The organism is uncultured Oscillibacter sp. (assembly GCF_950073225.1).
Classification (GTDB): Bacteria; Bacillota; Clostridia; order Oscillospirales; family Oscillospiraceae; genus Oscillibacter.
Genome location: NZ_CATMPS010000012.1, coordinates 1 through 23,626, shown reverse-complemented (window position 1 = coordinate 23,626; position 23,626 = coordinate 1). Strand labels below are relative to the sequence as shown.

Annotated in this window: 25 protein-coding genes; 17 read left to right on the top strand and 8 right to left on the bottom strand. The window is 63.2% G+C overall.

Annotated features, from left to right (window positions below):
- Position 1: 1 nt before the first annotated feature.
- From Q1M04_RS07905 to Q1M04_RS07895, 3 genes are all read right to left on the bottom strand, one after another.
- Entirely contained in the window at positions 2 to 1,276 is a 1,275-nt protein-coding gene (locus tag Q1M04_RS07905; protein WP_295757496.1) for a putative DNA modification/repair radical SAM protein, read from the bottom strand.
- Positions 1,255 to 1,443 (bottom strand): hypothetical protein, encoded by a 189-nt coding sequence (locus tag Q1M04_RS07900; protein WP_204790097.1) that lies wholly within the window; start codon positions 1,441 to 1,443, stop codon positions 1,255 to 1,257. The genes Q1M04_RS07905 and Q1M04_RS07900 overlap by 22 nt, the downstream gene beginning before the upstream one ends.
- A gap of 104 nt (positions 1,444 to 1,547) precedes the next feature.
- Positions 1,548 to 1,910: a DUF5684 domain-containing protein gene (locus Q1M04_RS07895; protein WP_297998598.1), complete on the bottom strand. Its 363-nt coding sequence runs from the start codon at positions 1,908 to 1,910 to the stop codon at positions 1,548 to 1,550.
- A gap of 135 nt (positions 1,911 to 2,045) precedes the next feature.
- Here Q1M04_RS07895 and Q1M04_RS07890 point away from each other — a divergent pair, with 135 nt between their 5' ends.
- The 3 genes from Q1M04_RS07890 (at position 2,046) to xdh (ending at position 5,680) form a co-directional block, all read left to right on the top strand.
- Positions 2,046 to 2,291, top strand: a complete 246-nt coding sequence (locus tag Q1M04_RS07890; RefSeq protein ID WP_243413934.1) for a helix-turn-helix domain-containing protein — start codon at positions 2,046 to 2,048, stop codon at positions 2,289 to 2,291.
- A 69-nt stretch (positions 2,292 to 2,360) separates the two neighbouring features.
- The gene (locus Q1M04_RS07885) at positions 2,361 to 2,990 is read left to right on the top strand and encodes a thiamine diphosphokinase (RefSeq protein WP_297998595.1); all 630 of its coding nucleotides are present in this window, start codon (positions 2,361 to 2,363) and stop codon (positions 2,988 to 2,990) included.
- 140 nt (positions 2,991 to 3,130) lie between these two features.
- Entirely contained in the window at positions 3,131 to 5,680 is a 2,550-nt protein-coding gene (gene xdh / locus Q1M04_RS07880) for a selenium-dependent xanthine dehydrogenase (RefSeq protein WP_297998593.1), read from the top strand.
- 95 nt (positions 5,681 to 5,775) lie between these two features.
- On the opposite strand, the gene Q1M04_RS07875 is transcribed toward xdh, so the two are convergent.
- Positions 5,776 to 6,351: a nucleotidyltransferase family protein gene (locus tag Q1M04_RS07875; protein ID WP_297998591.1), complete on the bottom strand. Its 576-nt coding sequence runs from the start codon at positions 6,349 to 6,351 to the stop codon at positions 5,776 to 5,778.
- A 119-nt stretch (positions 6,352 to 6,470) separates the two neighbouring features.
- Here Q1M04_RS07875 and xdhA point away from each other — a divergent pair, with 119 nt between their 5' ends.
- From xdhA to xdhC, 3 genes are read left to right on the top strand one after another with little or no spacing between them, the layout of a single operon-like run.
- Positions 6,471 to 8,765, top strand: coding sequence for a xanthine dehydrogenase subunit XdhA (gene xdhA, locus Q1M04_RS07870; RefSeq protein WP_297998589.1), 2,295 nt, complete (start codon positions 6,471 to 6,473; stop codon positions 8,763 to 8,765).
- 15 nt (positions 8,766 to 8,780) lie between these two features.
- The gene (gene xdhB, locus Q1M04_RS07865) at positions 8,781 to 9,662 is read left to right on the top strand and encodes a xanthine dehydrogenase subunit XdhB (protein WP_297998588.1); all 882 of its coding nucleotides are present in this window, start codon (positions 8,781 to 8,783) and stop codon (positions 9,660 to 9,662) included.
- Positions 9,662 to 10,168, top strand: a complete 507-nt coding sequence (gene xdhC, locus Q1M04_RS07860; protein ID WP_297998586.1) for a xanthine dehydrogenase subunit XdhC — start codon at positions 9,662 to 9,664, stop codon at positions 10,166 to 10,168. Before xdhB ends, xdhC begins: the two co-directional genes overlap by 1 nt.
- Positions 10,169 to 10,372: 204 nt before the next feature.
- Here the strand turns inward: xdhC and Q1M04_RS07855 are convergent, their stop codons facing one another.
- Both Q1M04_RS07855 and Q1M04_RS07850 read right to left on the bottom strand, forming a co-directional pair.
- Positions 10,373 to 11,038: a class II aldolase/adducin family protein gene (locus tag Q1M04_RS07855; RefSeq protein WP_297998584.1), complete on the bottom strand. Its 666-nt coding sequence runs from the start codon at positions 11,036 to 11,038 to the stop codon at positions 10,373 to 10,375.
- A gap of 13 nt (positions 11,039 to 11,051) precedes the next feature.
- Positions 11,052 to 12,104: a s-methyl-5-thioribose-1-phosphate isomerase gene (locus tag Q1M04_RS07850; protein ID WP_297998582.1), complete on the bottom strand. Its 1,053-nt coding sequence runs from the start codon at positions 12,102 to 12,104 to the stop codon at positions 11,052 to 11,054.
- 144 nt (positions 12,105 to 12,248) lie between these two features.
- Here Q1M04_RS07850 and Q1M04_RS07845 point away from each other — a divergent pair, with 144 nt between their 5' ends.
- Positions 12,249 to 13,490, top strand: coding sequence for a glycerate kinase (locus Q1M04_RS07845; protein ID WP_297998579.1), 1,242 nt, complete (start codon positions 12,249 to 12,251; stop codon positions 13,488 to 13,490).
- A gap of 217 nt (positions 13,491 to 13,707) precedes the next feature.
- Positions 13,708 to 15,294 carry a DUF342 domain-containing protein gene (locus Q1M04_RS07840; RefSeq protein WP_297998577.1) on the top strand — a complete coding sequence of 529 codons (1,587 nt, stop codon included), beginning with the start codon at positions 13,708 to 13,710 and terminating at the stop codon, positions 15,292 to 15,294.
- Positions 15,295 to 15,389: 95 nt separating this feature from the next.
- On the opposite strand, the gene Q1M04_RS07835 is transcribed toward Q1M04_RS07840, so the two are convergent.
- Positions 15,390 to 15,983: a LysE family transporter gene (locus tag Q1M04_RS07835; protein WP_297998576.1), complete on the bottom strand. Its 594-nt coding sequence runs from the start codon at positions 15,981 to 15,983 to the stop codon at positions 15,390 to 15,392.
- A gap of 116 nt (positions 15,984 to 16,099) precedes the next feature.
- Between Q1M04_RS07835 and Q1M04_RS07830 the strand changes: the two genes are divergently transcribed.
- Entirely contained in the window at positions 16,100 to 17,053 is a 954-nt protein-coding gene (locus tag Q1M04_RS07830) for a LysR family transcriptional regulator (RefSeq protein ID WP_293278438.1), read from the top strand.
- Here the strand turns inward: Q1M04_RS07830 and Q1M04_RS07825 are convergent.
- The gene (locus tag Q1M04_RS07825; RefSeq protein WP_204790796.1) at positions 16,989 to 17,267 is read right to left on the bottom strand and encodes a YlmC/YmxH family sporulation protein; all 279 of its coding nucleotides are present in this window, start codon (positions 17,265 to 17,267) and stop codon (positions 16,989 to 16,991) included. The genes Q1M04_RS07830 and Q1M04_RS07825 overlap by 65 nt on opposite strands.
- Before the next feature lie 169 nt (positions 17,268 to 17,436).
- Between Q1M04_RS07825 and sigG the strand changes: the two genes are divergently transcribed.
- From sigG to Q1M04_RS07785, 8 genes are all read left to right on the top strand, one after another.
- Positions 17,437 to 18,207 carry an RNA polymerase sporulation sigma factor SigG gene (gene sigG, locus Q1M04_RS07820; protein WP_204790795.1) on the top strand — a complete coding sequence of 257 codons (771 nt, stop codon included), beginning with the start codon at positions 17,437 to 17,439 and terminating at the stop codon, positions 18,205 to 18,207.
- Between the two features lie 98 nt (positions 18,208 to 18,305).
- Positions 18,306 to 18,959: a site-2 protease family protein gene (locus tag Q1M04_RS07815; protein WP_297998573.1), complete on the top strand. Its 654-nt coding sequence runs from the start codon at positions 18,306 to 18,308 to the stop codon at positions 18,957 to 18,959.
- Positions 18,960 to 18,997: 38 nt separating this feature from the next.
- Positions 18,998 to 19,792: a ScpA family protein gene (locus tag Q1M04_RS07810; RefSeq protein WP_293280104.1), complete on the top strand. Its 795-nt coding sequence runs from the start codon at positions 18,998 to 19,000 to the stop codon at positions 19,790 to 19,792.
- A 9-nt stretch (positions 19,793 to 19,801) separates the two neighbouring features.
- Positions 19,802 to 20,413, top strand: coding sequence for an SMC-Scp complex subunit ScpB (scpB, locus tag Q1M04_RS07805; RefSeq protein ID WP_293280105.1), 612 nt, complete (start codon positions 19,802 to 19,804; stop codon positions 20,411 to 20,413).
- An 18-nt stretch (positions 20,414 to 20,431) separates the two neighbouring features.
- Positions 20,432 to 21,136 (top strand): hypothetical protein, encoded by a 705-nt coding sequence (locus tag Q1M04_RS07800; RefSeq protein ID WP_297998570.1) that lies wholly within the window; start codon positions 20,432 to 20,434, stop codon positions 21,134 to 21,136.
- Positions 21,137 to 21,188: 52 nt separating this feature from the next.
- On the top strand, positions 21,189 to 21,596 hold the full coding sequence (gene ytfJ / locus Q1M04_RS07795; RefSeq protein WP_204790791.1) for a GerW family sporulation protein: 408 nt from the start codon (positions 21,189 to 21,191) through the stop codon (positions 21,594 to 21,596).
- 49 nt (positions 21,597 to 21,645) lie between these two features.
- On the top strand, positions 21,646 to 22,758 hold the full coding sequence (locus Q1M04_RS07790; RefSeq protein WP_297998568.1) for a D-alanyl-D-alanine carboxypeptidase family protein: 1,113 nt from the start codon (positions 21,646 to 21,648) through the stop codon (positions 22,756 to 22,758).
- A 4-nt stretch (positions 22,759 to 22,762) separates the two neighbouring features.
- Positions 22,763 to 23,488, top strand: coding sequence for a pseudouridine synthase (locus Q1M04_RS07785; RefSeq protein ID WP_297998567.1), 726 nt, complete (start codon positions 22,763 to 22,765; stop codon positions 23,486 to 23,488).
- The last annotated feature ends 138 nt before the right edge of the window (positions 23,489 to 23,626 follow it).

Sequence of the window (23,626 nt, the reverse complement as noted above, 5' to 3'; positions counted from 1 at the left end):
GTCACGCCGTCTCCGCCGGGTCGAAGAGGGACAACTGCACCGCCTCCTGCTGGGGCAGCAGGGGGCGCTCGGCGGCGATGAGCCCCCGGAGAACGCTGTCCGGCGTAAAGCGCAGTCCCTCCGCCATTTTGCCGGAGGCGGTGAGGAAGTACTGGGCCCGCTTCATGACCACACCCAGTTTTTTCAGATTGTCGATGTGGAGGGGCCCCACCCGCCGGGCGCTGAGAATCCGCCGGGCGGAGGTGACCCCCACGCCGGGAATCCGCAGCAGGGTCTCATAGGCGGCGGTGTTGACCTCCACCGGGAAGAAGTCCAAGTGGGCCAGGGCCCAGCTGCACTTGGGGTCCACCCGGGTGTCGAAGTCCTGGGTTCCCTCGTCCAGCAGCTCCTCCGCCCGGAAGCCATAGAACCGCAGCAGCCAGTCCGCCTGATAGAGCCGGTGCTCCCGCAGAAGAGGCGGCTTCACGTCCTTGGCGGGGAGGAGGGCGTGCTCCACCACGGGGACGTAGGCGGAATAGAACACACGTTTTAGACTGTAGCGGTCATAGAGCCCCTGGGTCAGCCGGAGGATGTGGAAATCCGTGTCCCGGGTGGCCCCCACGATGAGCTGTGTGCTCTGCCCGGCGGGGGCGAAGCGGGGGGCGTGCCGGTACTTTACCAGCTCTTCCCGGCTCTGCCGGTTCCGGGTCTGAATCTGCCGCATGGGGGCCAGGATGGCCCCCTTTGTCTTGTCCGGGGCCAGGGAATTCAGCCCCGCCTCCGAGGGCAGCTCAATGTTCACGCTGAGCCGGTCCGCCAGAAAGCCCAGCCGCTCCACCAGCTCCGGCGCCGTGCCGGGAATGGCCTTGGCGTGGATATAGCCGTTGAAGCGGTACTGCTCCCGAAGGAGGGCCAGGCAGCGGATCATCAGCTCCGTGGTGTAGTCCGGGCTGCGGAAGACCCCGGAGGAGAGAAAGAGCCCCTCGATATAATTCCGGCGGTAGAACTGGATGGTGAGGTCCGCCAGCTCCTCCGGGGTAAAGGCCGCCCGCCGGGTATCGTTGCTCCGGCGGTTGACGCAGTATTTGCAGTCGTACACGCAGCGGTTGGTCAGCAGCACCTTCAGCAGCGTGACGCAGCGCCCATCGGCGGAGAAGGTGTGGCAGCAGCCCGCCGAGGCGGTGGAGGTGTTGCCGATATACCCCTTTTTCGCGGTCCGGGTCCCGCCGCTGGAGGTACAGGCGGCGTCATACTTGGCGGCGTCGGTGAGGACGGTCAGCTTCTCCAGGACATCCATGTCTTCTTGCTCAGGCTGGCCCAAAGCCGCACATTCCAGGCCGCCGGGAGGCAGACCGCCTTGCGGGAGCGCCGGGCGGGCCGCTCGATCAAATCGATGAAGCGGAAAAGCTGGGCGGTGAGGATGGCGGCGCCCAAGAGCGTAAAGAATAAAGTCCAGCCGGTCATAGGAAACCCTCCGTATAGAAATTTTGTTCGATTGTTATTGTAACTCGAACAACCGTTCCTGTCAAGAGGGAAAACAAAAAACGGCCCGAATAAATGGGCCGTTTTCAAAAGGCGTATGGAGGTTGTCTCACGTTTAAGGAGCCGTCCAGGTAGACCGCCCCGCCGAAACCCAGGATGGGGAAGAAGAGGAAGGGCAGCAGGGTCAGCCCCAGGCCGAACCAGGCGCTCCGGTTGAAGGCGAGGGCCAGGTCGGCGCCGCATCGAAAGAGAATGTATACATTGTAAACGGGCAGGAGCAGCCGGAGTATCCGCCGCCCGCTGCCATAGAGCTCGTGGAAGAGCAGCCAAGTCCGGTAGACCGGCAACACCGCCTCCCAGCCCCGGCAGCCCATCTTCTGAAAGCAGCGCCACCGCCCCGCCGTCCCGGCCAGCCAGAGCACCGCCGCCGCGGTAAGCATTCCGGCCATGTTCGCCTCCCGTCTATTCTCATGGTGAATCCAAGATATTCCTGGGGAAAATAGTAACACATAAGTATTCAAATGTCAACATATGCGTTCGGAGGCCGTCCCGTTTTCGGATACACTTTTTAAGAGGTGATGAACATGAGCGAGATGCGCCTGGACCCTGTGGTGGTGGGCGAGGTGATTGCCGCCTACCGGCTTCGGAAGGGCGTGACCCAGGAGGTGCTGAGCGGCCTGGCGGACATCGGCAGAACCCACCTCAGCGCCATTGAGCGGGGCGGGCGGAAGCCCACGCTGGAAACGCTCTACCGGATCAGCCTGGCGCTGGACGTAAAAATGAGCGACATCGTCCTGGACATTGAACGGGCCCTGAAGACGCCCCGCTGAAAGGACTGGCGTTTTTCCGGCGGAGATGGTATGATGAGAACATGAAAAACGCCGCAAGGAGAGCTGAACATGAGACGCTGTTTTATCTTTGCCGCCGGGAGCTTTTATGGATTGCGGGAGCGCCCCGTTCCCGGCGACCTCGTCATCGCCGCCGACGCGGGCTATCGGATCTGCCGGGGGGAGGGAATTGTGCCGGACCTGCTCCTGGGGGATTTCGACTCCATGGAGCCCCCGGCGGGCTTCGCCCAGGTCCGCCGCCTGCCGGTGGAGAAGGACGACACGGATACCCTGGCGGCCCTCCGGGCGGGACTGGAACAAACGTGCGATATTTTTCATATTTACGGTGGCACCGGCGGCAAGCGGCTGGATCATACGCTGGCAAATCTCCAGTCTTTGCTGTTCCTCCGCCGGAGGGGGGCCAGGGGCTTCCTGTATGACGACGATTTCGTCTGGACCGTTCTGGAGGACGAGGCGCTGGTCATTCGGAAAACGGTGGAGTGGGGCCTGTTCTCCGCTTTCTGCCTGGGGGACCGGGCGGAGGGCGTGGACGAGGAGGGCTTCCAGTACCCCTTGAAAGACGCCGTCCTGACCCCGGAGTTTCCCCTGGGGGTCAGCAATCACATCCTGGAGCCATCGGCCTGCGTCAGCGTCCGAAAGGGAGCCCTGGCGGTGGGCTGGGAATTAGCGCCGTTAGACTAAACATAGAATAACGAAATGACAAAAGTGTCCTTGATTATGGGTTGACCTTCATGTATAATAGACAATAACGGAAAGGTCGACCTTTCCGAATACGACATAGCCGTGGGACCGGGATCGGGCACGGAAGCAAGGAGTTTTTTATGGCGGCATTTACCGTAAACGGCAAACTAGTCACCGTGGAGAAAAACCAGAAGCTGATCCGCTTCCTGCGGGACGATTTGGGGCTGACCTCCGTGAAGGACGGATGCAGCGAAGGGGCCTGCGGCACCTGCACGGTGCTGATCGACGGCAAGCCCACCCGGGCGTGCATTCCCCAGACGGACAAGCTGGAGGGGAAGAGCGTCCTCACCGTGGAGGGCCTGACGGACTTTGAAAAGCGGGTCTATACATACGCCTTCGGCCAGGCCGGGGCGGTTCAGTGCGGCTTCTGCATCCCGGGCATGGTGATGTGCGCCAAGGCCCTTCTGGACGGGAATCCAAACCCCGCCCGGGAGGAGGCGGCCTTCGCCATCCGGAACAACATCTGCCGTTGTACCGGCTATGTGAAGATCATCGACGCCATCCTGCTGGCGGCGGAGCTGCTCCGGGCCGGAGAGGTGCCGGAGATCCCCTCCGATTGGTCGCTGGGGGCCCGGGTGCCCCGGGTGGACGTGGAGGAGAAGGTCACCGGCACGGGGGTGTACCCTGACGATATTTATATGGACGGCATGCTTTACGCCTCCGCCGTCCGCTCTCAGTACCCCAGGGCCCGGGTGCTGGCGATTCATACGGAAGAGGCCAAGGCCCTGCCCGGCGTGGCGGGGATCTTCACCGCCGCCGATATTCCCGGGAGCAACAAGGTGGGGCACCTGAAAAAGGACTGGGACACCATGATCGCCGTGGGGGATATCACCCACTATTTAGGCGACGCCGTGTGCATTGTGGCCGCCGAGGACGCGGAGATACTGGCCAAGGCCAAGGCCCTGGTGAAGGTGGACTATGAGGAGCTGCCCATGGTGCGGAATCCCCAGGAGGCCATGGCGGAGAACGCCCCCCTGGTCCACCGGGAGGGAAACCTCCTGGCCCACAAGCACATCCAGCGGGGGGACCCGGCGGCGGCTATCGCGAAAGCCAAGCATGTGCTGACGGAGAAATTCTCCACCCCCTGGACGGAACACGCCTTCCTGGAGCCGGAGTGTGCCGTGGCCTATCCCGACGGGGACGGGGTCATGGTCCTCTCCACGGACCAGGGAACCTACGACACCCAGCACGAGACCATGGGGATGCTGGGCCTTCCGGCGGAGAAGGTGAAGGTCCAAAACTGCCTGGTGGGTGGCGGCTTCGGCGGCAAGGAGGACGTGACGGTCCAGCACCACGCCGCGTTGGTAGCCTACCTGACGAAGCGCCCGGTGAAGGTGAAGCTCAGCCGGGCGGAGAGCCTGCTGATTCACCCCAAGCGGCACCCCATGGAGATGGAGTTTACCCTGGGCTGTGACGAAAACGGCATCATCCAGGGCGTGAAGGCCAGTGTGGTGGCCGACACCGGGGCCTATGCCTCCCTGGGCGGGCCGGTGCTGGAGCGGGCCTGCACCCACGCCGCCGGGCCCTATAACTACCAGAACTTCGAGATTGACGGCTGGGCCTGGTACACCAACAATCCTCCCGCCGGGGCCTTCCGGGGCTTTGGCGTCACCCAGACCTGCTTTTGCATTGAGAGCCTTTTGAACCAGATGGCGGACCTGGTGGGCATCAGCCCCTGGGAAATCCGCTACCGCAACGCCATCCGCCCCGGCCAGGAGCTGCCAAACGGCCAGATTGTGGATGAGTCCACCGGCCTGGTGGAGACTCTGGAGGCGGTGAAGCCCTACTACGAAAAGGCCAAATACGCGGGCCTCGCCTGTGCCATGAAGAACGCGGGCGTGGGCGTGGGCATCCCGGACACGGGCCGGGTGCGGCTGACGGTGGAGGACGGCAAGGTCCACATCTTCGCCGGGGCCTCCTGCATCGGCCAGGGCCTGGGCACGGTGCTGACCCAGATGATCTGCGACCAGACGGGCCTTCCCCATGAGGACGTGGTCTATGAGAGGTCGAACACCTATTTCGCGCCGGATTCCGGCACCACCTCCGGCTCCCGGCAGACCCTGTTTACCGGCGAGGCGTGCCGCCGGGCCTGCGAGGGATTGAAAGCCGCCCTGGAAGAGGGGGGCCTTGGCTCCTTGAACGGCAAGGAGTATTACGGCGAGTACCTGGGCAAAACGGACCCCCTGGGGGCCGATGTGCCCAACCCCGTCAGCCATATCGCCTACGGCTACGCCACCCAGGTGTGCGTCCTGGACGAGGACGGGAAGCTGAAGCAGATCGTCGCCGCCCACGACGTGGGCAAGGCGGTAAATCCCCTCTCGGTGGAGGGCCAGATCGAGGGCGGCGTGGTCATGTCCATGGGCTACGCCCTGACAGAGCGCTATCCCCTGGAGGACTGCAAGCCCAATGTGAAGTTCGGCACCCTGGGCCTGTTCCGGGCCAGCCAGATCCCTGAAATCGTCCCCATTATCGTGGAGAAGCCGGGGCTGAATGTGGCCTGCGGGGCCATCGGCATCGGGGAGATTACCTCCATTCCCACCGCCCCCGCCATTGCCGGCGCCTTTTACCGCTACGACGGAAAGCGCCGCACGGCCCTGCCCCTGGAAGGGACCCCCTACAGCAAAAAATAAAGCTGATGGATGCAGAGCACCCCAAGAAGAGCAGGGAGTTCCATTGTGGGGCCTGAGCCCCCGCTCAGGCCATTTCCCCTCAAGCTGCCGGCCTCTTAAGGATTCAATCCTTTCAGGGCCTCCGGCGTGTCCACATCCGTCAGCTCCTCCTCCGGCACTTCCAGCAAAACAAGGTCTTCCTCGTGCCGCCGGATGACGGTGTTTCCCCCGTGGTCCTCCCGGAGCTCCAGCAGCTCCGGGAAGAACCGGGCGGGGAAGACGCAGGGATTCCCCCGGACCCCGCCGTGAGCCAGGGCGGCGATCTTCTCCGGCTGGGAGCGCCAGAGCTCCACCAGGGCCTTGACGCTCTCCCGCTTCAAAAGAGGCTGATCGCTGACCAGGAACATGGCGGCGGCGCAGCCTCCCAGGGATTCCAGTCCCAGGCGGATGGTGTGGCTGATACCCCAATCCGGGTGCTCGTTCCGGACGGCGGAGAAGCGAAACCGCTCCGCCAGGTCCAAAACCTCCGGGTATTGGGTTACCACCGCGACCTGTTCAAATTCCTCCCCGGGCACCGCCTCCAGCGCCCGGAGAATCAGGCTCCGGCCCCCCACTCCGGCGGCCAGCTTGTTCTCCCCAAACCGGCGGGCGTTTCCCGCCGCCATCACCACACAGCCCAATGTCTGTACCATATTCTGCAACCCCCATATTTAGCAAGTGTTTATAAAAGTAGTATATCCTCTTTTCTCCCGTCCAGTCAAGGGTCCCGTTTCCCCGGGAGCGAAGTTGTAATAGAAAAGGAGGGCACCCTATGAGCAAAAGCGTCGGCAAGAGCGTGATCCGGGTGGACGCCTACGAGAAGGCCACAGGCCGGGCCAAATACATGGACGACCTTTGTGACCGCAGCGCCCTGATCGCGAAAATCTGCCATTCCACCATCGCCCACGGCTTTGTGAAGTCCGTGGATACCTCGGCGGCGGAGGCCGTCCCGGGCGTGGTGAAGGTCCTGACCTGCTTCGACGCGCCGGACATCGAGTTTCCCACGGCGGGCCATCCCTGGTCCACGGACCCCCATCACCAGGACGTGGCGGACCGGAAGCTTTTAAACCGGCACGTCCGCTACTACGGCGACGAGGTAGCGGTGGTCATCGCTGAGGACGAGGTGGCCGCCGCCCAGGCTGTCCGGGCTTTGAAGGTGGAGTATGAGGAGCTGCCCTTTGTTCTGGATGCGCAGGAAGCCATGAAGGACGGCGCGCCTCAGATTCAGGAGCGGGCCCAAAACAACATCCTGGCCCACTCCGACGTCCGCCGGGGAGATTATGAAACCGCCCGGCGGGAGCCCGGCCTCATCAAGGTGGAGGGCTGGTACGACACCCCCACCGTCCAGCACTGCCACATTGAAAACCACGGCTGCTTCGCCTATGAGGAGGCGGGCCGGGTGGTGGTGGTCAGCTCCACCCAGATTCCCCACATCGTCCGCCGGGTGGTGGGCCAGGCCCTGGGCCTTCCCTGGGGCAAGGTCCGGATCATCAAGCCCTACATCGGCGGCGGCTTTGGCAATAAGCAGGACGCGCTGTACGAGCCCCTGTGCGCCTGGTGCTCCACGAAGGTCGGAGGACGCCTGGTGAAGCTGGAGTGCAGCCGGGAGGAGACCTTTGTCTCCAACCGGGTCCGCCACGCCATCCGCACCCACATTATTTCCTATGTCCGGCCCGACGGCACATTGGTCGCCCGGAAGCTGGAGGCGTTTTCCAACCAGGGGGCCTACGCCTCCCACGGCCACGGCATCGTGGCCAAGGGCATGAACGCCTTCCCTCAGCTCTACCCCTGCCCCAATGTGGAGTGCGACAGCTGGACGGTGTACACGAACCGGCCCTCCGCCGGGGCCATGCGGGGCTACGGCATCCCCCAGGCCATGTTCGCCGGGGAGAGCCACATCGACGACATCTGCAAGGCGATTCACATGTCCCCTCTGGAATTCCGCCGGAAAAACCTGATGCCCGTGGGCTATGTGGACGGCTTTTCCAAGAACGAGCTCTATTCCGACACCTTCAACCAGTGCATGGACAAGGCCTTGGAGCTGCTGGACTACCGGAAAAAGTTTGAGGAATACCAAAACCAGACCGGCCCGATCCGCAGGGGCGTGGGGCTGGCGGTGTTCTGGTACAATACCGCCGTTTGGCCCATCTCCCTGGAATCCTCCTCCTGCCGGATGGTGCTGAACCAGGACGGCTCCCTCCAGTTCCAGACCGGTGAGACGGAGATCGGTCAGGGCTGCGACACGGCCTATTCCCAGATGGTGGCGGACGCCGTGGGCATTCCCATTGGCGACGTCCATGTAGTCTCCACCCAGGACACGGATATTACCCCCTTCGGCACCGGGGCCTATGCCTCCCGGCAGACCTACATCGGCGGCTTTTCCATCATGCAGACGGCCCTGGCCCTGCGGGAGCGCATTTTGAACGTTGCCCATGAGCAGACCCGGATGCCTGTTTCCAACCTGGACCTGGTGGACGGGCAGATTGTCCGCAAGAGCGACGGGCGCGTTCTGAAATCCCTGGGGGACCTGGCGACGGAAAGCCTGTACTCCCTGGAGAGCAGCCGGCATATCACCGCCGAGACCACGGCGCAGATCAAGTCCAACGCCTATTCCTTCGGCTGCTCCTTCGCGGAGGTCGAAGTCGACATTCCCATGTGCAAGGTGAACCTCCTGCGGCTGGTGAACGTCCACGACTGCGGCACGCTGATTAACCCCGCCCTGGCGGAGGCCCAGGTCCACGGCGGTATGTCCATGGCCATCGGCTACGGCCTTTCCGAGGAATTGAAGTTCGACGAAAAGACCGGCAAACCCCTGAACAACAACCTGCTGGACTATAAGCTCTCCACCTTCATGGACCACCCCACGCTGGAGGCCGCTTTTGTGGAGAACCCGGAGCCCACCAGCCCCTACGGCACCAAGGCCCTGGGCGAGCCCCCGGCCTGCTCCGGCGCCCCGGCCATTCGCAACGCGATTTTGAACGCCACCGGCGTGGCCATCGATTCCTGCCCCATCACGCCCCATGTCCTCTATCGGAAGTTCAAAGAGGCGGGGCTCATCAACGACTAAAGGAGGGTCCAGCGTATGTATGACATGAAAGCCTTATACCAGGCCAAAAGTGTGAAGGACGCCGTGGCCCTGCGCCTTGCCCATCCCGAGGCTCAGATCATCGCCGGAGGGTCCGACGTGCTGGTCCAGATGCGGGAGGGCAAGCGGGCCGGGGCGGAGCTCATCTCCATCCAGACCCTGGACGAGATTCGGGGCGTGTCCCTGGACGCCGGCGGGACCCTTCGCATCGGCTCTCTTACCAGCTTCTCCCACATCACCCGGGACCCCTTGATTCAAAAATATATCAACGTCCTGGGGGAGGCGGTGGACCAGGTGGGCGGCCCCCAGATTCGGAACATCGGCACCATCGGCGGAAACACCTGCAACGGCGTCACCTCCGCCGACTCCGCTTCCACCCTCCACGCCTGGGAGGCCATTGTGGAGCTGACGGGTCCTAACGGCGTCCGCCGCCAGCCCATTCGGGACTTCTACATCAAGGCGGGCAAGGTGGACCTCCGGGAGGGCGAGATTCAAACCGCCATCCTGATTCCAAAAGAGAGTTATGAAAACTGCTTTGGCCACTATATCAAGTACGCCATGCGAAACGCCATGGACATCGCCACCCTGGGAACCTCCGTCAACGTCCGTCTCTCCGCCGATAAGAAAACGGTGGAGCGGGTAAGGGTCGCCTTCGGCGTGGCGGGCCCTGTGCCCCTGCGGGCCGAAACGGCGGAGAAACTGGCCGCCGGACAGCCCGTCAGCCTGGAGCTGGCGGAGCGCTTCGCCCAAGCCGTCAAGGAGGACATCAATCCCCGGGACTCCTGGCGGGCGGCCAGGGACTTCCGCCTCCACATCGCCGTGGAGAGCGCGAAGCGGGCCTTCATCGAGTCCGTGAAACTGGCGGGAGGTGACCTGTGATGGAGAAACACAACATTCAATATCAGACGGTCCGCTTCAACCTCAACGGCAAGGACGTGGAGCGGACGGTGGACGTCCGGGCCAGCCTCACGGACATGCTGCGGAACGACTTCCGCATGACCTCTGTCAAAAAGGGCTGCGAGGTGGGGGAGTGCGGAGCCTGCAACGTGCTGATTGACGGCGAGGCGTTCAACTCCTGCATCTACCTGGCCGTCTGGGCGGAGGGAAAGAAGGTCCGCACCCTGGAAGGCCTCCTGGGCCCCAACGGGGAGCTTTCCGACATCCAACAGGCCTTTGTGGACGAGGCGGCGATTCAGTGCGGCTTCTGCTCTCCGGGCTTCATCCTGACGGCGGTGGAGATTCTGGAGTCCGGCAAGGAGTACACGGATGCGGAGCTGCGCAAGCTCCTTTCCGGCCACCTCTGCCGGTGCACGGGGTATGAAAACATCCTCCGGGCGGTGAAGAAAACCATGTACAAGCGGCTGGGGAAGGAACTGCCCCGGTGATGGAAAACCGGCGGGACGCGCACAGCGTCCCGCCGGTTCGTGGTTTTTAGAGCAGTTCCCAGAAATCATGAGAAAAAAGGAAGCGAGGGCGGGGAGCGCAGGGCAAGGCGGAGGACGCAGGCGGGCTGACGCCCGTCAAGGACGACAACGCGGCCCTGCGATTCCTGGACCGCTGAACTTTTCTCATGATTTTTGGGTGCTGCTCTAATAACCTGTTTTCTTACCCTCCGGCTGCCCGTAGGATTTGAACCGCTCCATGACGTCCTCCATGGCCTCCTTGCCGAGGACGTTGGGCGTCCCGATGCACAGGGCCCGGTATTGAAGCTCCGCCACATATTCCATGTTCAGCGCCAGGCCGTAGGCCCCGGCGAGGTCCTTTCCGCAGGCCACCAGCCCGTGGTTTCCCAGCAGCACGGCGTCGCTGTCCCCGGCAGTCTCCACGGCGGCCTCCGCCAGCTCTAAGGTGCCGAAGGGGTAGTAGGGCGCACAGGGGACCTCCGCCGCCCCGGCGTCGGCGATGGCGTAGTGAACGGCCCGGAGGGGCCGGCCCAGTACGGCGAAGGTGGTGCAGTACATGGAATGGGTGTGGACCACGGCCCGGATGTGGGGCTTGTTCTTGTAAAAAAGGGTGTGGAGGGCCCACTCGCTGGAGGGCTTCCGGGTTCCATCCGCAATGTTGGCCTCCAGATCCGTCACCACCACGTCCTCGGGCCGGGTGTCGAAATAGCCGATGCCGGAGGGGCTGATGGCCATGAGGCCCCGCTCCGGGACATAGACGCTGATGTTTCCGCTGGTGCCGGTGCAAAGGCGGCCGGCGCTCATTTTCCTGCCGTACTCCACCACCAGCTCCCGTTCTTTTTGCAGCAGCATAGCCGAATCCTCCTCAGTAAAATTCCCGGACTTCCGAGTCAAAATATTGGTCCAGCAGATAGGGGACGTAGACCCCCTTGTCCGTCACCACCCCGGAAATCAGGTGCGGGGGCGTCACGTCAAAGGAGGGATAAACCCCTTTGACCTCCGGGACGGTGTTGGGAATGCCCCAGGAGGTCAGCACGGGACCGGGGTCCCGCTGTTCGATGACAATGTCTGCCGCCGACCGTTTGTCCCGGTCAGGGATGCCGGTGACATAGTAGGGAACGCCGAAGTACTTGGCCAGAATCGCAATCTGAAAGGTGCCGGTTTTGTTGGCGATGTGCCCGTCCCGGGCAATGGTGTCCGCGGCGGAGGTAAAGACATCGATTCCCTCCCGCTCCATGGCGTAGGCAATCATATTGTCCGTGAGCACCGTGGTGTCAAAGCCTGCCTGGGCAAAGCAGCTGGCGGTGAGCCGGGCCCCCTGGAGGAAAGGCCGGGTTTCCGCGCAGAACACCCGGAAGGACCTTCCCGTTCGCCTTGCGGCCCGGATAAGAGTTCCGATGATGGTTTCCCCGTAGCACTGTGTGAGAACCGTTCCGCCCTCCGGGACGAGGGCCTCCAAGCGGTCCCCCACCAGCTGCATCGTGCTGTAGCGCCGCCCCAGGGATTCCAGGGTGTCTTCCACAATGGCGGCGACGGGGTTTTGTCCCGCTTCCAGCGCCGCCTCCGCCACGTCCGCGCAGCGGAAGGTGATCTGGCCGTAGCGGTTGGCGGTGGTGGGCCGGGCGTGGGCCAGCTCCTGGGCCGCCTGGCGGAGAAAGGCAAGCTGTTCCGCCCGGCCTTTATCCCGGGCCTGGTGGGCCGCCAGGGCCATGCCCATGCCCACGGCGGTATAGGGCCCGGCGCTCTGGGTCACCATGTCCGCAATGGCCCGGACCACCTGCCGGTAGGTTTCGCAGACCTCGAACCGGACCTCCCTCGGGTAGACCCGGCGGTCTAAAATGCGGACCTTTCCATCCTCGTACCAGGCCACATGTTCGTATTGCAGGAGGAAGGGCATGCCCTCGTCCATCCGCTTCATATTGGCGCGCCTCCTTCACGGCGGGGTTCCGCCCGGTGTTTTCCACATCATACCCCATCGGGCGGGAAAATGCAAACGGAAAAATGATTGTCCTTTTCCTCTCCATCCGTTATACTGGAATACAACAAAAGGGAGGCGGCAAGCATGACGGAGCTTCGAAGGCACGCGGAACAAATTTACGGCGAGGCAATTCGCCGGGCGCTGCCGGATGTGGCGGTGAGGGAGGCCCTGAGGGACTTCCGTCCCGGCCCTGGCCGGACGCTGCTGGTTTCCGTGGGAAAGGCGGCGTGGCGGATGGCCTCCGCCGCCCTGGAAGCCGTAAGCGTGGACGGCGGTTTGGTGGTGACGAAATACGGCCACAGCCAAGGGCCCCTGCCGGGCCTGGAGATTTTAGAGGCGGGGCACCCGGTGGCGGACGCGGCTTCCTTCGCCGCATCGGAGCGGGCTTTGGAGCTGGTCCAGGGACTGGGGGAGGAGGATGACCTGCTGTTTCTCCTCTCCGGCGGGGGCTCCGCCCTCTTCGAGGCGTCGGACCTCTCCCTGGCGGAATTTCAGGACATCAACCGCCGGCTTCTTTCCTGCGGCGCGGACATCCAGGAGGTCAACCGGGTCCGCAAGCGGCTGTCCAACGTAAAGGGGGGCCGTTTCGGCGCGGCCTGCGCCCCGGCCCGGATGTTTTCCGTGGTGCTTTCCGACGTGCTGGGGGACCGGCTGGACATGATCGCCTCCGGCCCCGCCGCTGTGGACGGCTCTACGCTGGAAGAGACCTTGGCGGTGGCGGAGAAGTACGGCTTAGAGCTGTCTCCTCAGGCCCGGGCCCTGCTGGCCCGGCCCCTTCCGGCGGCGCTGCCCCATGTGGAGAGCCGGATCTGCGGCAGCGTCTCCCAGCTCTGCCAAACGGCGGCGGAGGTCTGCCGGGGACTTGGCTACGAGGCCCGGGTCCTCACAGACCGGGCGGCGGGGGAGGCCCGGGAGACCGGGGAAAATCTGGCCCGGACCCTCCTCCGGGAGCGGGAGGCGGGGAAGCCCCTGGCCCTCATCCTGGGCGGCGAGACCGTGGTGCGGATTACCGGAAAAGGAAAGGGAGGCCGGAACCAGGAGCTGGCCTTGGCGGCGGCCACCGTCCTGGCGGGGACGGAGGGAACGGCTCTGTTCTCCGTGGGCTCCGACGGCACCGACGGCCCCACAGACGCGGCGGGGGGCTATGTGGACGGCGGAACCCGGGACCGCCTCCGGGCGCTGGGGATAGAAGTCCCGGCGGTGCTGGCGGAGAACGACTCCTACCACGCCTTGAAGAAAATCGGGGGCCTGATCGTCACCGGGCCTACGGGCACCAATGTCAACGATTTGAGCGTGGGGCTGTACCGGCCTTCGGCAATGCCGTGATACTTGGAGGCGGTTTTTCCCATGATCTGAGAGGAACGGCGGAGAAGGGGACGCCCGGAGATGTCCCGGAGATGTCAGAGTTTGCCTTTTTCGGAATAATACTTGATCATTTTCCACAGGAATGATACAATATCAACCATTGAGTTTGAGAACGCGGGGGCGTAGGCTGCGAAGCGCGGGCGCCGCTGCGGGATTCAAGTAAAGGCAGGGGATGAGTATGTCAATCTTTGAGCGGTTTGTCTCAAAAGAGGCGGGCGGGCAGGAGAGAAAAGCGTTTCATCCCACTCCCTACAGGAGGATGTTCTCAGAGCTGGAAACGACGGGCGGCGAGCTGAAGGAGCAGTATCCTGATGACTTCAAAACGGTGGAGAGCTTTATCTGGGCTTTAAAGGAGGCGTGCAGGGCCCGGTACAAGAAAGCGGTGAACGGCGACCTGCAGCCCATGAAGGCGGAGGCTCGTTTTTTTCTTGCCGAGGACCGGATGAGCGCCTATGCGTGCCTACTTCGGCCGGAGAACGGCGGAGAAGAGATTACCTTGGAAGAATTCCTGGGGGATATGCACTATGAGGGCATACACTACGGGATTTTGCGGGAAGACATACAACGGGAGTTTGGCCTGGGATATTTCCGGATTTTTCCCGTGGCGCGGGGGAAGCCCCCCGTAGCGGGGGAAGACGGAAAGGTGACGGAGCTTCTCCAGCGCCGCAAAAATATGAGCCTGGAGGTACAAAGCGGAAGCCAGGTGGATTTTAATGAGGACGCCCAGCTCCAGCCCATTCGGAAGGGGACGGTCATCTGCCTGATACGGCCCCCAAGGGAGGGTGTGGACGGCATGGACGTAACGGGCCAGATTCTTCCCAGCCCTCCGCCAGAGGGCGCGTGCGTACCCCAGGGGAAGAACACGGTCATTGGCCGGGGCGGACAGGCACTGACTGCCGGCGTGGATGGGATTTTGTACATCGAGGACGACCGCTTCTGCATTCACGAGCAGAAAATCATTGACGGCGATGTGGATCAATTCCAGGGGACGCTCCGGGTTTCCGGCAACCTTTACATAGGGGGAAATGTGGACGGCGGCGTTGAAGTGGAGGCCTCCGGCGAAATTGTAATCAATGGAAAAATGGGGCAGGCCCGGGTAACGTCCACAAACGGAACCATCCGGGTGCAGAAGGGCGTTTATGGAACGGAGGGCAAAACCTTTTTGACGGCCGCCTGCCAGGTGCAGTCCCCTGTGATGGAGTGGGCGGAAATTGACGGCGGAACCAGCGTGATCGCGGAGACGATTTCCAACAGCGTCATTCGCTGCGGCGGCACGGTCTATGTGATGAGCGGGCGGGGAATGATTGTGAACAGTGTGATCCGGGCCGGAGACAGCATTTTGTGCCAGCGGGTCGGCAATCTGGCCGGAGGCCGGAGCAAGTTTTCCGTTGGTTACCCGCCCCATGTCCCCGAATCATGGGAACGAGTCAAGGCGGAACAGGCGGAGGTCCAGTCGACCCTGGAGAAGCTGTGGAATCCGATGATTGGCCTGAAAAGAAAAGGAAGCCGCATTTCGGAAGGAGAGAAGTCGCTGCTGGAGCAGCTTGTGGAGCAGCGGGAGCTTTATTTTAAAAAGCAGGAAGCCCTGATTGCGGAATTAAAGTCTTTGAATAAGGCGCTGGATAAAAAAAGCAAAGGGCGAATACGCTGTGAGAAGCTGTACCCCTTTCTGGATGTTCAGATTGGCAGATTGACGGAGGAAATCACCACCGTGGAGGAGGACTGCAATATTCATGTTGAGGAGAACAGGGTGCTCTTAAAATAGCAGCCGCCCGCTTTGCGCAGCAAAGCGCCGTCAGGAACCCAACGGTCCTGACGGCGCTGTTTTTTTGAAAGCCGCGCTGTTTTCGCGGCGTATTTTCAGTGAGGCAGAACCAGGCTGACGGCGCACAGGGCCAGGGCGGCGGCGCAGCCGATGTCCACAGCCTTTCGGTGGTTGGCAAAAAGCTTTTGCAGCGCCGCTCCGGCAAAGAGCCAGGCCAGATTGGCAGCCGGACCGGTGAAGGGGAGGAACAGCCCCACCGCCAGCAGGGCCCAGAAGGACCTGGTGTAGGGCAGGACAAAAGAGGTCATTGCCATCAGGCAAAAGACCATGATTTTCACATTCGTCAGCTGTACCAGCAGTCCCGTGAGAAAGCCCGGAGCCTCCGGGGCCTGGCCCTCCGGCCCGGCGGAGGAGCGGAGGGTGTGCCAGGCCATCCACAGCAGGTAAGCTGCTCCCACCCAGGACAAAAGCCCCACGTACTGATCCAAAACGGCGCCCAGGAAATAGGTGACCAGTACGGAAGCCAGGGACACCAGCGCGAAGCCGGTGAACAGCCCCCGCCACTGCCGCAGGGCGGGGCCCTTTCCATACCGCAGGGCGGTGGAGAGGGAACAGAGGTTGGCGGGGCCGGGGGTAATGGCGCCCACATAGCAGTAGAGCAGGAAGGAGGGGAGAAGGGACAGGGGCATGACGGACACCATCCTTTGGTTGAGATGGGCCCATCATAGCAGAAAAGAATCTATTTGAAAAGCGAAAGTTTTTAAAGTATACTATTGATAAAACCGATGAGTTGGGAGGGACCCCTATGGAACTGAAAAATCTTCGCACCTTCCAGACGGTGGTGGACCAGGGGAGCTATCAAAAGGCGGCGGAGCGGCTGGGGTATACCCAGTCCACCATTACCGTCCAAATCCAGCAGCTGGAGGAGGAGCTGGGGGTTCCCCTCTTTGAGCGGGTGGGCCGAAGAATGGTGCTGACGGAGGCGGGAGAGCGGGCGCTGCCCCAGGCCCGGGAACTGCTGGAAGCGGCGGAGCGGCTTTTGGAGTGCGGAAAAACCGGGAGCGTTCCCACGGGGACCCTCCGGGTGGACATGGCGGAGACCCTGCTGTGCTATCAGATGCAGCCGGTGATCCGGGCCTTCCGGGAGCGGGCTCCCCAGGTCCGGCTGATTGTGCGGAGCTGCAACTGCATGCAGATTCCCCAAGGGGTCCGCACCGGGGCCTGTGATTTGGGAGTGGGCTACGACATGGACTGGAACCGGGAGGCCCTGGAGGTGGAGTCCATGGGGAGCTATGACATCGTGCTCCTGGCCTCCCCGGATTTTACGGAGCCGGATTTCACCACCCCCGGCCAGCGGAAGGCCGCCTCCCTGGTCACCGACGAGCCGGACAGCATTTTCCGCCGCCGCCTGGAGGCGTACCTCTGCCGGCGGGAGATTGAACTGGACGTGACGCTGGAGCTGTGGAGCATCGAGACCATCAAGCGCTGCGTCATGAGCAACCTGGGCTTTACCTACCTGCCCCGCTTTGTGGCGGAGGAGGAACTGGCGGACGGACGGCTGGTGGAGCTGGAAGCGCCCATCTCCGGCGTCCCCGCCCCGGCCCTGTGCGCCTGGCGGAAGGGGAGGTGGGTTACCCCGGCCATGGAGCTCTTTCTTTCGCTGCTGCGGGAGGCCTTGGCGGAGGGGGAGCCCCTCAGTGCCGCCGCTTCCGCTCCGGCCCTGGGTCCCTTCTCTGGAAGGGCTTGTCGATTAAAATAATGTCGTCCCCTATGCGCTGGATGCAGTCCCAGGGGATGTAGAACTCCTCTCCCCGCCCGAAGAGCCCGAAGAACCGGGCGGGCCCGTAAACTACAATGGCAACCACCTGCCCCTCCGGGGCCCGGAGGTCCAGGTCCGCTACCAGTCCCAGGCGGGAGCCGTCGTTGATGTTGATGACCTCCTTCCGGCGGAGGTCCTGAAACCGGAACTGCATGGCCCTCAACTCCTTTCGTGAAAGCCTATGCGCCCCCTGGGCCGTCCTATTCTGACAAAAGGTCCCAGTATAGGAAAAATGGCCGCTGGAGATACTGACTTTGCGGCGGCAAGAGGGGGAAGACCTCCCGTCCGCCGTGTGGAAGTATACACAAGAGGGGGCTTCTTTCATGCAGGGAAAAGTCGAGATCGCGGGGGTCAACACCGCCAAGCTGAAGGTGCTGAAAAACGAGGAAACCATGGCGCTTCTCCGCCGGACCAAGGAGGGAGACCAGGAGGCCCGCCGCCAGCTCATTGAGGGAAACCTCCGGCTGGTGCTGTCCGTCATCCAGCGCTTTTCCAGCCGGGGGGAGAACGTGGACGACCTGTTTCAAGTGGGCTGCGTAGGGCTTATCAAGGCCATTGACAACTTCGACATCAACCAGCCGGTGAAATTTTCCACCTACGGCGTGCCCATGATCATCGGCGAGATCCGCCGCTATCTCCGGGACAACAGCGCCATCCGGGTTTCCCGGTCCATGCGGGACACGGCCTACCGGGTCCTCCAGGTCCGGGAGCGGCTGATTTCCGAGACCCAGCGGGAGCCCACCGTGGAGCAGATTGCCAAGGAGCTGGACATCCCCCGGGAAGACGTGGTCTTCGCCATGGACGCCATTGTGGACCCGGTGTCCCTCTATGAGCCGGTGTACTCCGACGGCGGGGACGCCCTGTGCGTCATGGACCAGGTCCGGGATACCCAGAATACCGACGAGCACTGGACGGACCGCATCGCCCTGAAGGACGCCTTGAAGCGCCTGGACGACCGGGAGCGGCGCATCCTGTCCCTGCGGTTTTATGAGGGCAAGACCCAGATGGAGGTCTCCGCCGAGGTGGGCATCTCCCAGGCCCAGGTCTCCCGGCTGGAGAAGGGGGCCATCAATACCATCAAAAAAAATATTTAGTCCAGGGCCCGCTGCTTCCGGCGGGCCTTTTTCGTGGTTTCCCTTGTATTTTCTTCCGGGAACTGCTATAATGATACAACTGTGAAAGGGGGAGGACTATGGATTTCGGCGGGCTTGTCCGCTCCATTGACTGGAATTTTCTGGAGAGCACCTTGACAAGAGTCCTGGCGGTCCTCCTCTGCCTGACGGTCCATGAGACCTGCCACGGCCTGGCGGCTTACGCGCTGGGGGACCCCACGGCCCGGGATCGCCGCCGTCTGAGCCTGAACCCCCTGCGGCATATCGACTGGCTGGGCCTTGCCATGATGCTGGCCGTGGGCTTTGGCTGGGCCAAGCCCGTTCCGGTGGACCCCCGGCATTTTAAAAGGCCCAAGCAGGGCATGGCCCTCACCGCCCTGGCGGGCCCGGCGTCCAATTTCCTGCTGGCCCTGCTGGTGATGGCCCTCAGCCGGGTGATTTACCAGTATTTCCCCTACAGCCGGGGCGGGGCCCTGGCCTTCGAGTTTTTGCTGTATACCCTGGCCCCCCTGTCCATTGGCTTGGGGCTGTTCAACCTGCTGCCCATTCCGCCTCTGGATGGGTCCAAGGTGCTGGGGGCCTTCCTGCCGGACACAACCTACTTTGGCCTGATGCGCTATGAGCGCTTCGGTATGTTTTTGCTGCTGGCCCTGAGCTGGTTCGGCGTCACCGGGGACCTTATCAGCGAGGCGATCCTTGGCGTTTACCGCTTCTTCTTCGAGCTGTTTTTCTAAATCCGCCCGGGGCCGTTCCGGCGCGGTGGGAGGTATTTTTGGAAAGTCCCGTATTCAAACTGGAAAAGGTGGTCCACTCCCGAACGGAGGAGTTACAGGACTTCGAGGGTCCCCTGGACCTGATTCTCTTCCTTCTGGGGAAGAATAAGATGGAGATTCAAGACATCTCCATTTCCCTAATCTGCGACCAATACTTAAGCTGGCTGGACCGGCGGAAGGAGCTGGACCTGGAGGTGGCCAGTGAATTCGCCGCCATGGCCTCCCATTTGGTGTACCTCAAAACCCGGATGCTCCTCTCCATTGAGGACGAGGAGGCCAAAAGCGAGATGGAAGCCCTCATCCAGTCCCTGGAGGAGCGCCGCCGGGGGGAGAGCTATGCCTACGTCAAGGCCATGGGGGAGAAGCTGGCCCCCCTGGGGGAGTTCGGCCGGAGTGTCTGCGTCCGGGGGCCGGAGCCCCTGGAGCCCGGAGAAATCCTTTATGACCACCGCCCCCGGGACCTTCTGCGGGCCATGCGGGAGCTCCAGGCCAGGGCGGAGCGGAAGCTGCCGCCGCCAAAAGCGGCCTTCCAGGAAATCGCCCGGCACGAGCCCTATCCGGTGGAGCGGAAAGCCCGGGACATCCTGCGCCGTTTGCGGGACGGAACCGTCACCCGCTTTCTCCAGCTCTTTCACGGCAGCCGGAGCCGCAGCGAGATTGTGGCCACCTTCCTGGCGGTGCTGGAGCTGTGCCGGTCCCATGTGCTGCAATTGACGGGCTCGGAAACCGAGTGCACCGTCCGGCAGGTGGGAGACCCGCCGGAGCATCTCGCCGCCCAGGCGGAAGAAATCTGAGGAGGCCCCATGGAGAGAAAGGAAATCGAATCCGCCGTGGAGGCGATCTTGTTCGCCTCCGGCGAACCCGTGCAAATCAAACGCCTCTGCGCCGCCCTGGAGCTGGCCCGCCCCGCCGTGGAGCGGGCGCTGAAGGACCTGGGCGACCACTATGCCTTCGACCAGCGGGGCATCCGCCTGGTGCAGATGGAGGACTGCTGGCAGCTTTGCTCCGCCCCGGAGTTTGGGGACGCGGTCCACCGGGCCCTGGAGGTCCGCAAGCCCGCCAAGCTCAGCCAGCCGGCCCTGGAGGCCCTGACCATCATCGCCTACTACCAGCCCACCACCCGGGCCTATGTGGACCAAATCCGGGGCGTGGACAGCTCGTATACCATGAGCCTGCTCCTCAACCGGGACCTTATTGAGGAGTGCGGGCGGCTCCAGGTGCCGGGGCGGCCCCGGCTGTACCGGACCACCAAGCAGTTTCTCCGGGCCTTTCACCTCAGCAGCTTGGAGGACCTTCCGGAACTGACGGAGCCCTCCGAGGAGGAGGACCCCCTGGACCCGGAGGCCGACGGCCAGATGCGCCTGGGGGAGAACGGAGAGATCGTGTCCTCTCAGGAGGAGGAAGAGACGGAATAAGGAAGGGAGGCGCCGCCTGTGGTATGTCTGTGGATTCTGGCGGTAATCATACTGCTGACTGCCTTGCTCTGCTGGACCCGGGTGGGCTTCTGGGTGGCCTTTGGCGGGGAGGCGCTCCGCCTGGACGTGAAATTTGGGCTGCTGCGGGTACATATTCTTCCCGCCAAGCCCCAAAAGCCCAGGGAGGAGAAGCCGAAAGAGGAGAAGAAAAAGCCCCCCAAAGAGCCGGAGGAGAAGGAACCGAAGCCTAAGCGCGCCTTCACCCTGGAGGACGGAAAGGACGCCCTCCGCACCCTGCTCCCGCCGCTGAAGCGGGCGCTGCGGCGGTTTGGCCGGGGCATCCGGGTAAAGCCCCTGCGGCTGTCCCTGGTGCTGGGGGGGCAGGAGGACCCCGCCGCCGCGGCCCAAGCTTATGGGGAGATCCAGGCCGCCGTCTGGACGGGGATGCCCCTGCTGGAGCGCCTGGTGGATGTCCGGGACGCATACATTCACACGGACGTGGACTTTATGGCCTCCGCCGCGGCGGTGGAGGGAGAGGCCGGCGCTACGATCCGCATCGGCACGCTGCTGGCCATGGGCTTCGGCTTGGCGTTCCCGGCCCTGGGCTGGTTCCTGCGCTGGCGGAAGCGTTGCAAGGCCCGGCCTCCCAAGCAGGAAAGGAAAACCAAGAAGCCCAAGGGCCATCCGCCGGAGGAGCCGCCAACCGAGAAGCCGGCCGCGTAAGGCGTGATGACCGCTATGATGATGGAATCCAACAGGAGAAAGGACGAAAAAGATGGACAACATGGATAAGAAGCACCCGGTCAGCGAGCTGATGCGTTCCACCATTGAAAAAATTCATGAGCTGGTGGATACCAACGTCATTGTGGGACAGCCCATCACCACCCCTGACGGCGTGACCCTGATTCCCATTTCCCGGGTCAACTTCGGCTTTGGCAGCGGCGGAGGGGATTACGGCAAATCCATGAAGGGCGAGAACTTCGGCGGCGGAGGCGGCGCGGGGGTGAAAATCGACCCCGTGGCCTTCCTGACCATCAAAGACGGCGTGACCCGGGTCCTGCCGGTGGCGGTGCCCCCGGTGTCCACCCTGGATCGCATTGTGGACATGGCGCCGGACCTGATGGACAAGGCGGAAAAATTCCTGGACAAGAAAAAGGCGGAGAAGGAGCAAGAATCCGTCTGAGCCGGGCATACTATCATCACTTGACTGTTGACGAACGGAGTGATGACGCTTGCTGAAAACTTTCCCTTTCCGAAGGGCCGGGGCGCTGGCCCTGGCCTTGGCCTGCCTGCTGGCGGGCCGGGTCCGGGCAGTGGAGGTCTCCGCCTCCGCCGCGGTCCTGATGGATATGGACAGCGGCCGGGTGCTCTACGAACGGAACGCCGGAGCCCGGATGCTCATCGCCAGCACCACGAAGATTCTGACGGCCCTGGTGGCCATCCGGGACGGGAATTTGTCCGACACGGTGAAGGTGAGCCGGGAGGCCGCCTATACGGAGGGTTCCTCCATGTATCTCAAGGAGGGGGAGGAGCTGACCCTGGAGACTCTGCTCTACGGTTTGCTCCTCTGCTCCGGGAACGACGCCGCCGTGGCGGTGGCGGAGCATGTGGGGGGCAGCGTGGAGGGCTTTGTGGAGCGGATGAACGAAACCGCCCTGGAGCTGGGGATGGAGGATTCCTCCTTCGCCAACCCCAACGGCCTGGACGACGAGGAGCACTATTCCACCGCCTACGACATGGCCCTGCTGGCCCGGGCGGCCATGGGAAACGAGACCCTGGTCCGCATTGCCTCCACCCGGACGGCGACCATCGGCGGGCGGACCATGACGAACCACAATAAGCTGCTTCGCTACATGGACGGCTGCCTGGGCCTGAAAACCGGCTACACCCGGGCGGCGGGCCGGACCCTGGTGAGCTGCGCGGAGCGAAACGGCCAGCGGCTCATTGCCGTGACCCTCCAGGACGGCAACGACTGGGCGGACCACCAGAGCCTCTATGACTACGGCTTTTCCGCCTACCCCGCCAAACGGATGGCCCAGCTGGGCCACAAGGTGGCGGAGGAGGCGGGGATTCCCCTCATCGCGGCGGACAGCTTCGCCTGGCCCCTGGCGCAGGGGGAAGCGCTGGAAACCTCCGTGAAGCTTGAGCGGGATCTGACCGGGCCCCTCCGGGCAGGAACCCGGGTGGGGAAGGCGGTGTTCTCCCTGAACGGGAAGGAAGTGGGCCGGGTGGGCCTTCTGATAGGAAGCGATATCAGCCCGCCTCCCGGCGAAGAGGCCGCAAGCTCCGGCTCCTGGAAGCCGGAGGTGGAGACTGCCATGACGGTACTGCGAAAGTATAGGTGAGGCAATGGAAGAACGGCTGCAAAAGCTCCTCTCCGCCGCCGGGGTCTGCTCCCGGCGGGCGGCGGAGGGCTACATAGAGGCGGGCCGGGTGACGGTGAACGGCGAGACGGCCCGGCTGGGGGCCAAGGCCGACTCGGACCGGGACGAGATCCGCCTGGACGGAAAGCCCCTGCCCGCCAGGGCGGAGCCGGTGTATCTCCTTTTGAACAAGCCCCGGGGTTACGTCACCACCCTCTCCGACGAAAAGGGGCGGAAGACCGTGGCGGAGCTGGTGGCGGACTGCGGCGTCCGGGTGTACCCGGTGGGCCGCCTGGATTTGGATTCCGAGGGGCTGCTGCTGCTGACCAACGACGGCTGTCTGGCCCGGCGGCTGACCCACCCCAGCTGTGAGGTGGAAAAGACCTACCACGTCTGGGTCCGGGGCCCGGTCGAACAGGCGGCGGAACGCCTTGCCCAAATCCGGGACCTGGAGGGGGAGCCCATCCGCCCCGCCCGGGTAGAGACTCTCCGGCAGGGGAAAGAGGCGGCTAAGCTGGCCGTCACCATCCACCAGGGGAAGAACCGGCAGGTCCGCCGGATGTGCGCTGCCTGCGGCCTGGAGGTGGAGCGCCTCCGCCGGGTGCGGGAGCACACGCTGGCGCTGGGAACCCTGCCGCCGGGGAAGTGGCGGCGCCTGACGGCGGAGGAGGTCCGGGAACTGCGGGGTGGAGGCCGCGAAAGGACCGTTTAGAAAAAATTCATAGCTGATGTAGTAAGTTAAATGCAGAAAAGGTTTTTCAACCTTTTTCTGCATTATTTTTTTACCCAAACGGGGGCAGAAACGGGTGAAAGGGGTGATTTAGGTGAGGACTTTGACGCTGGACGACCG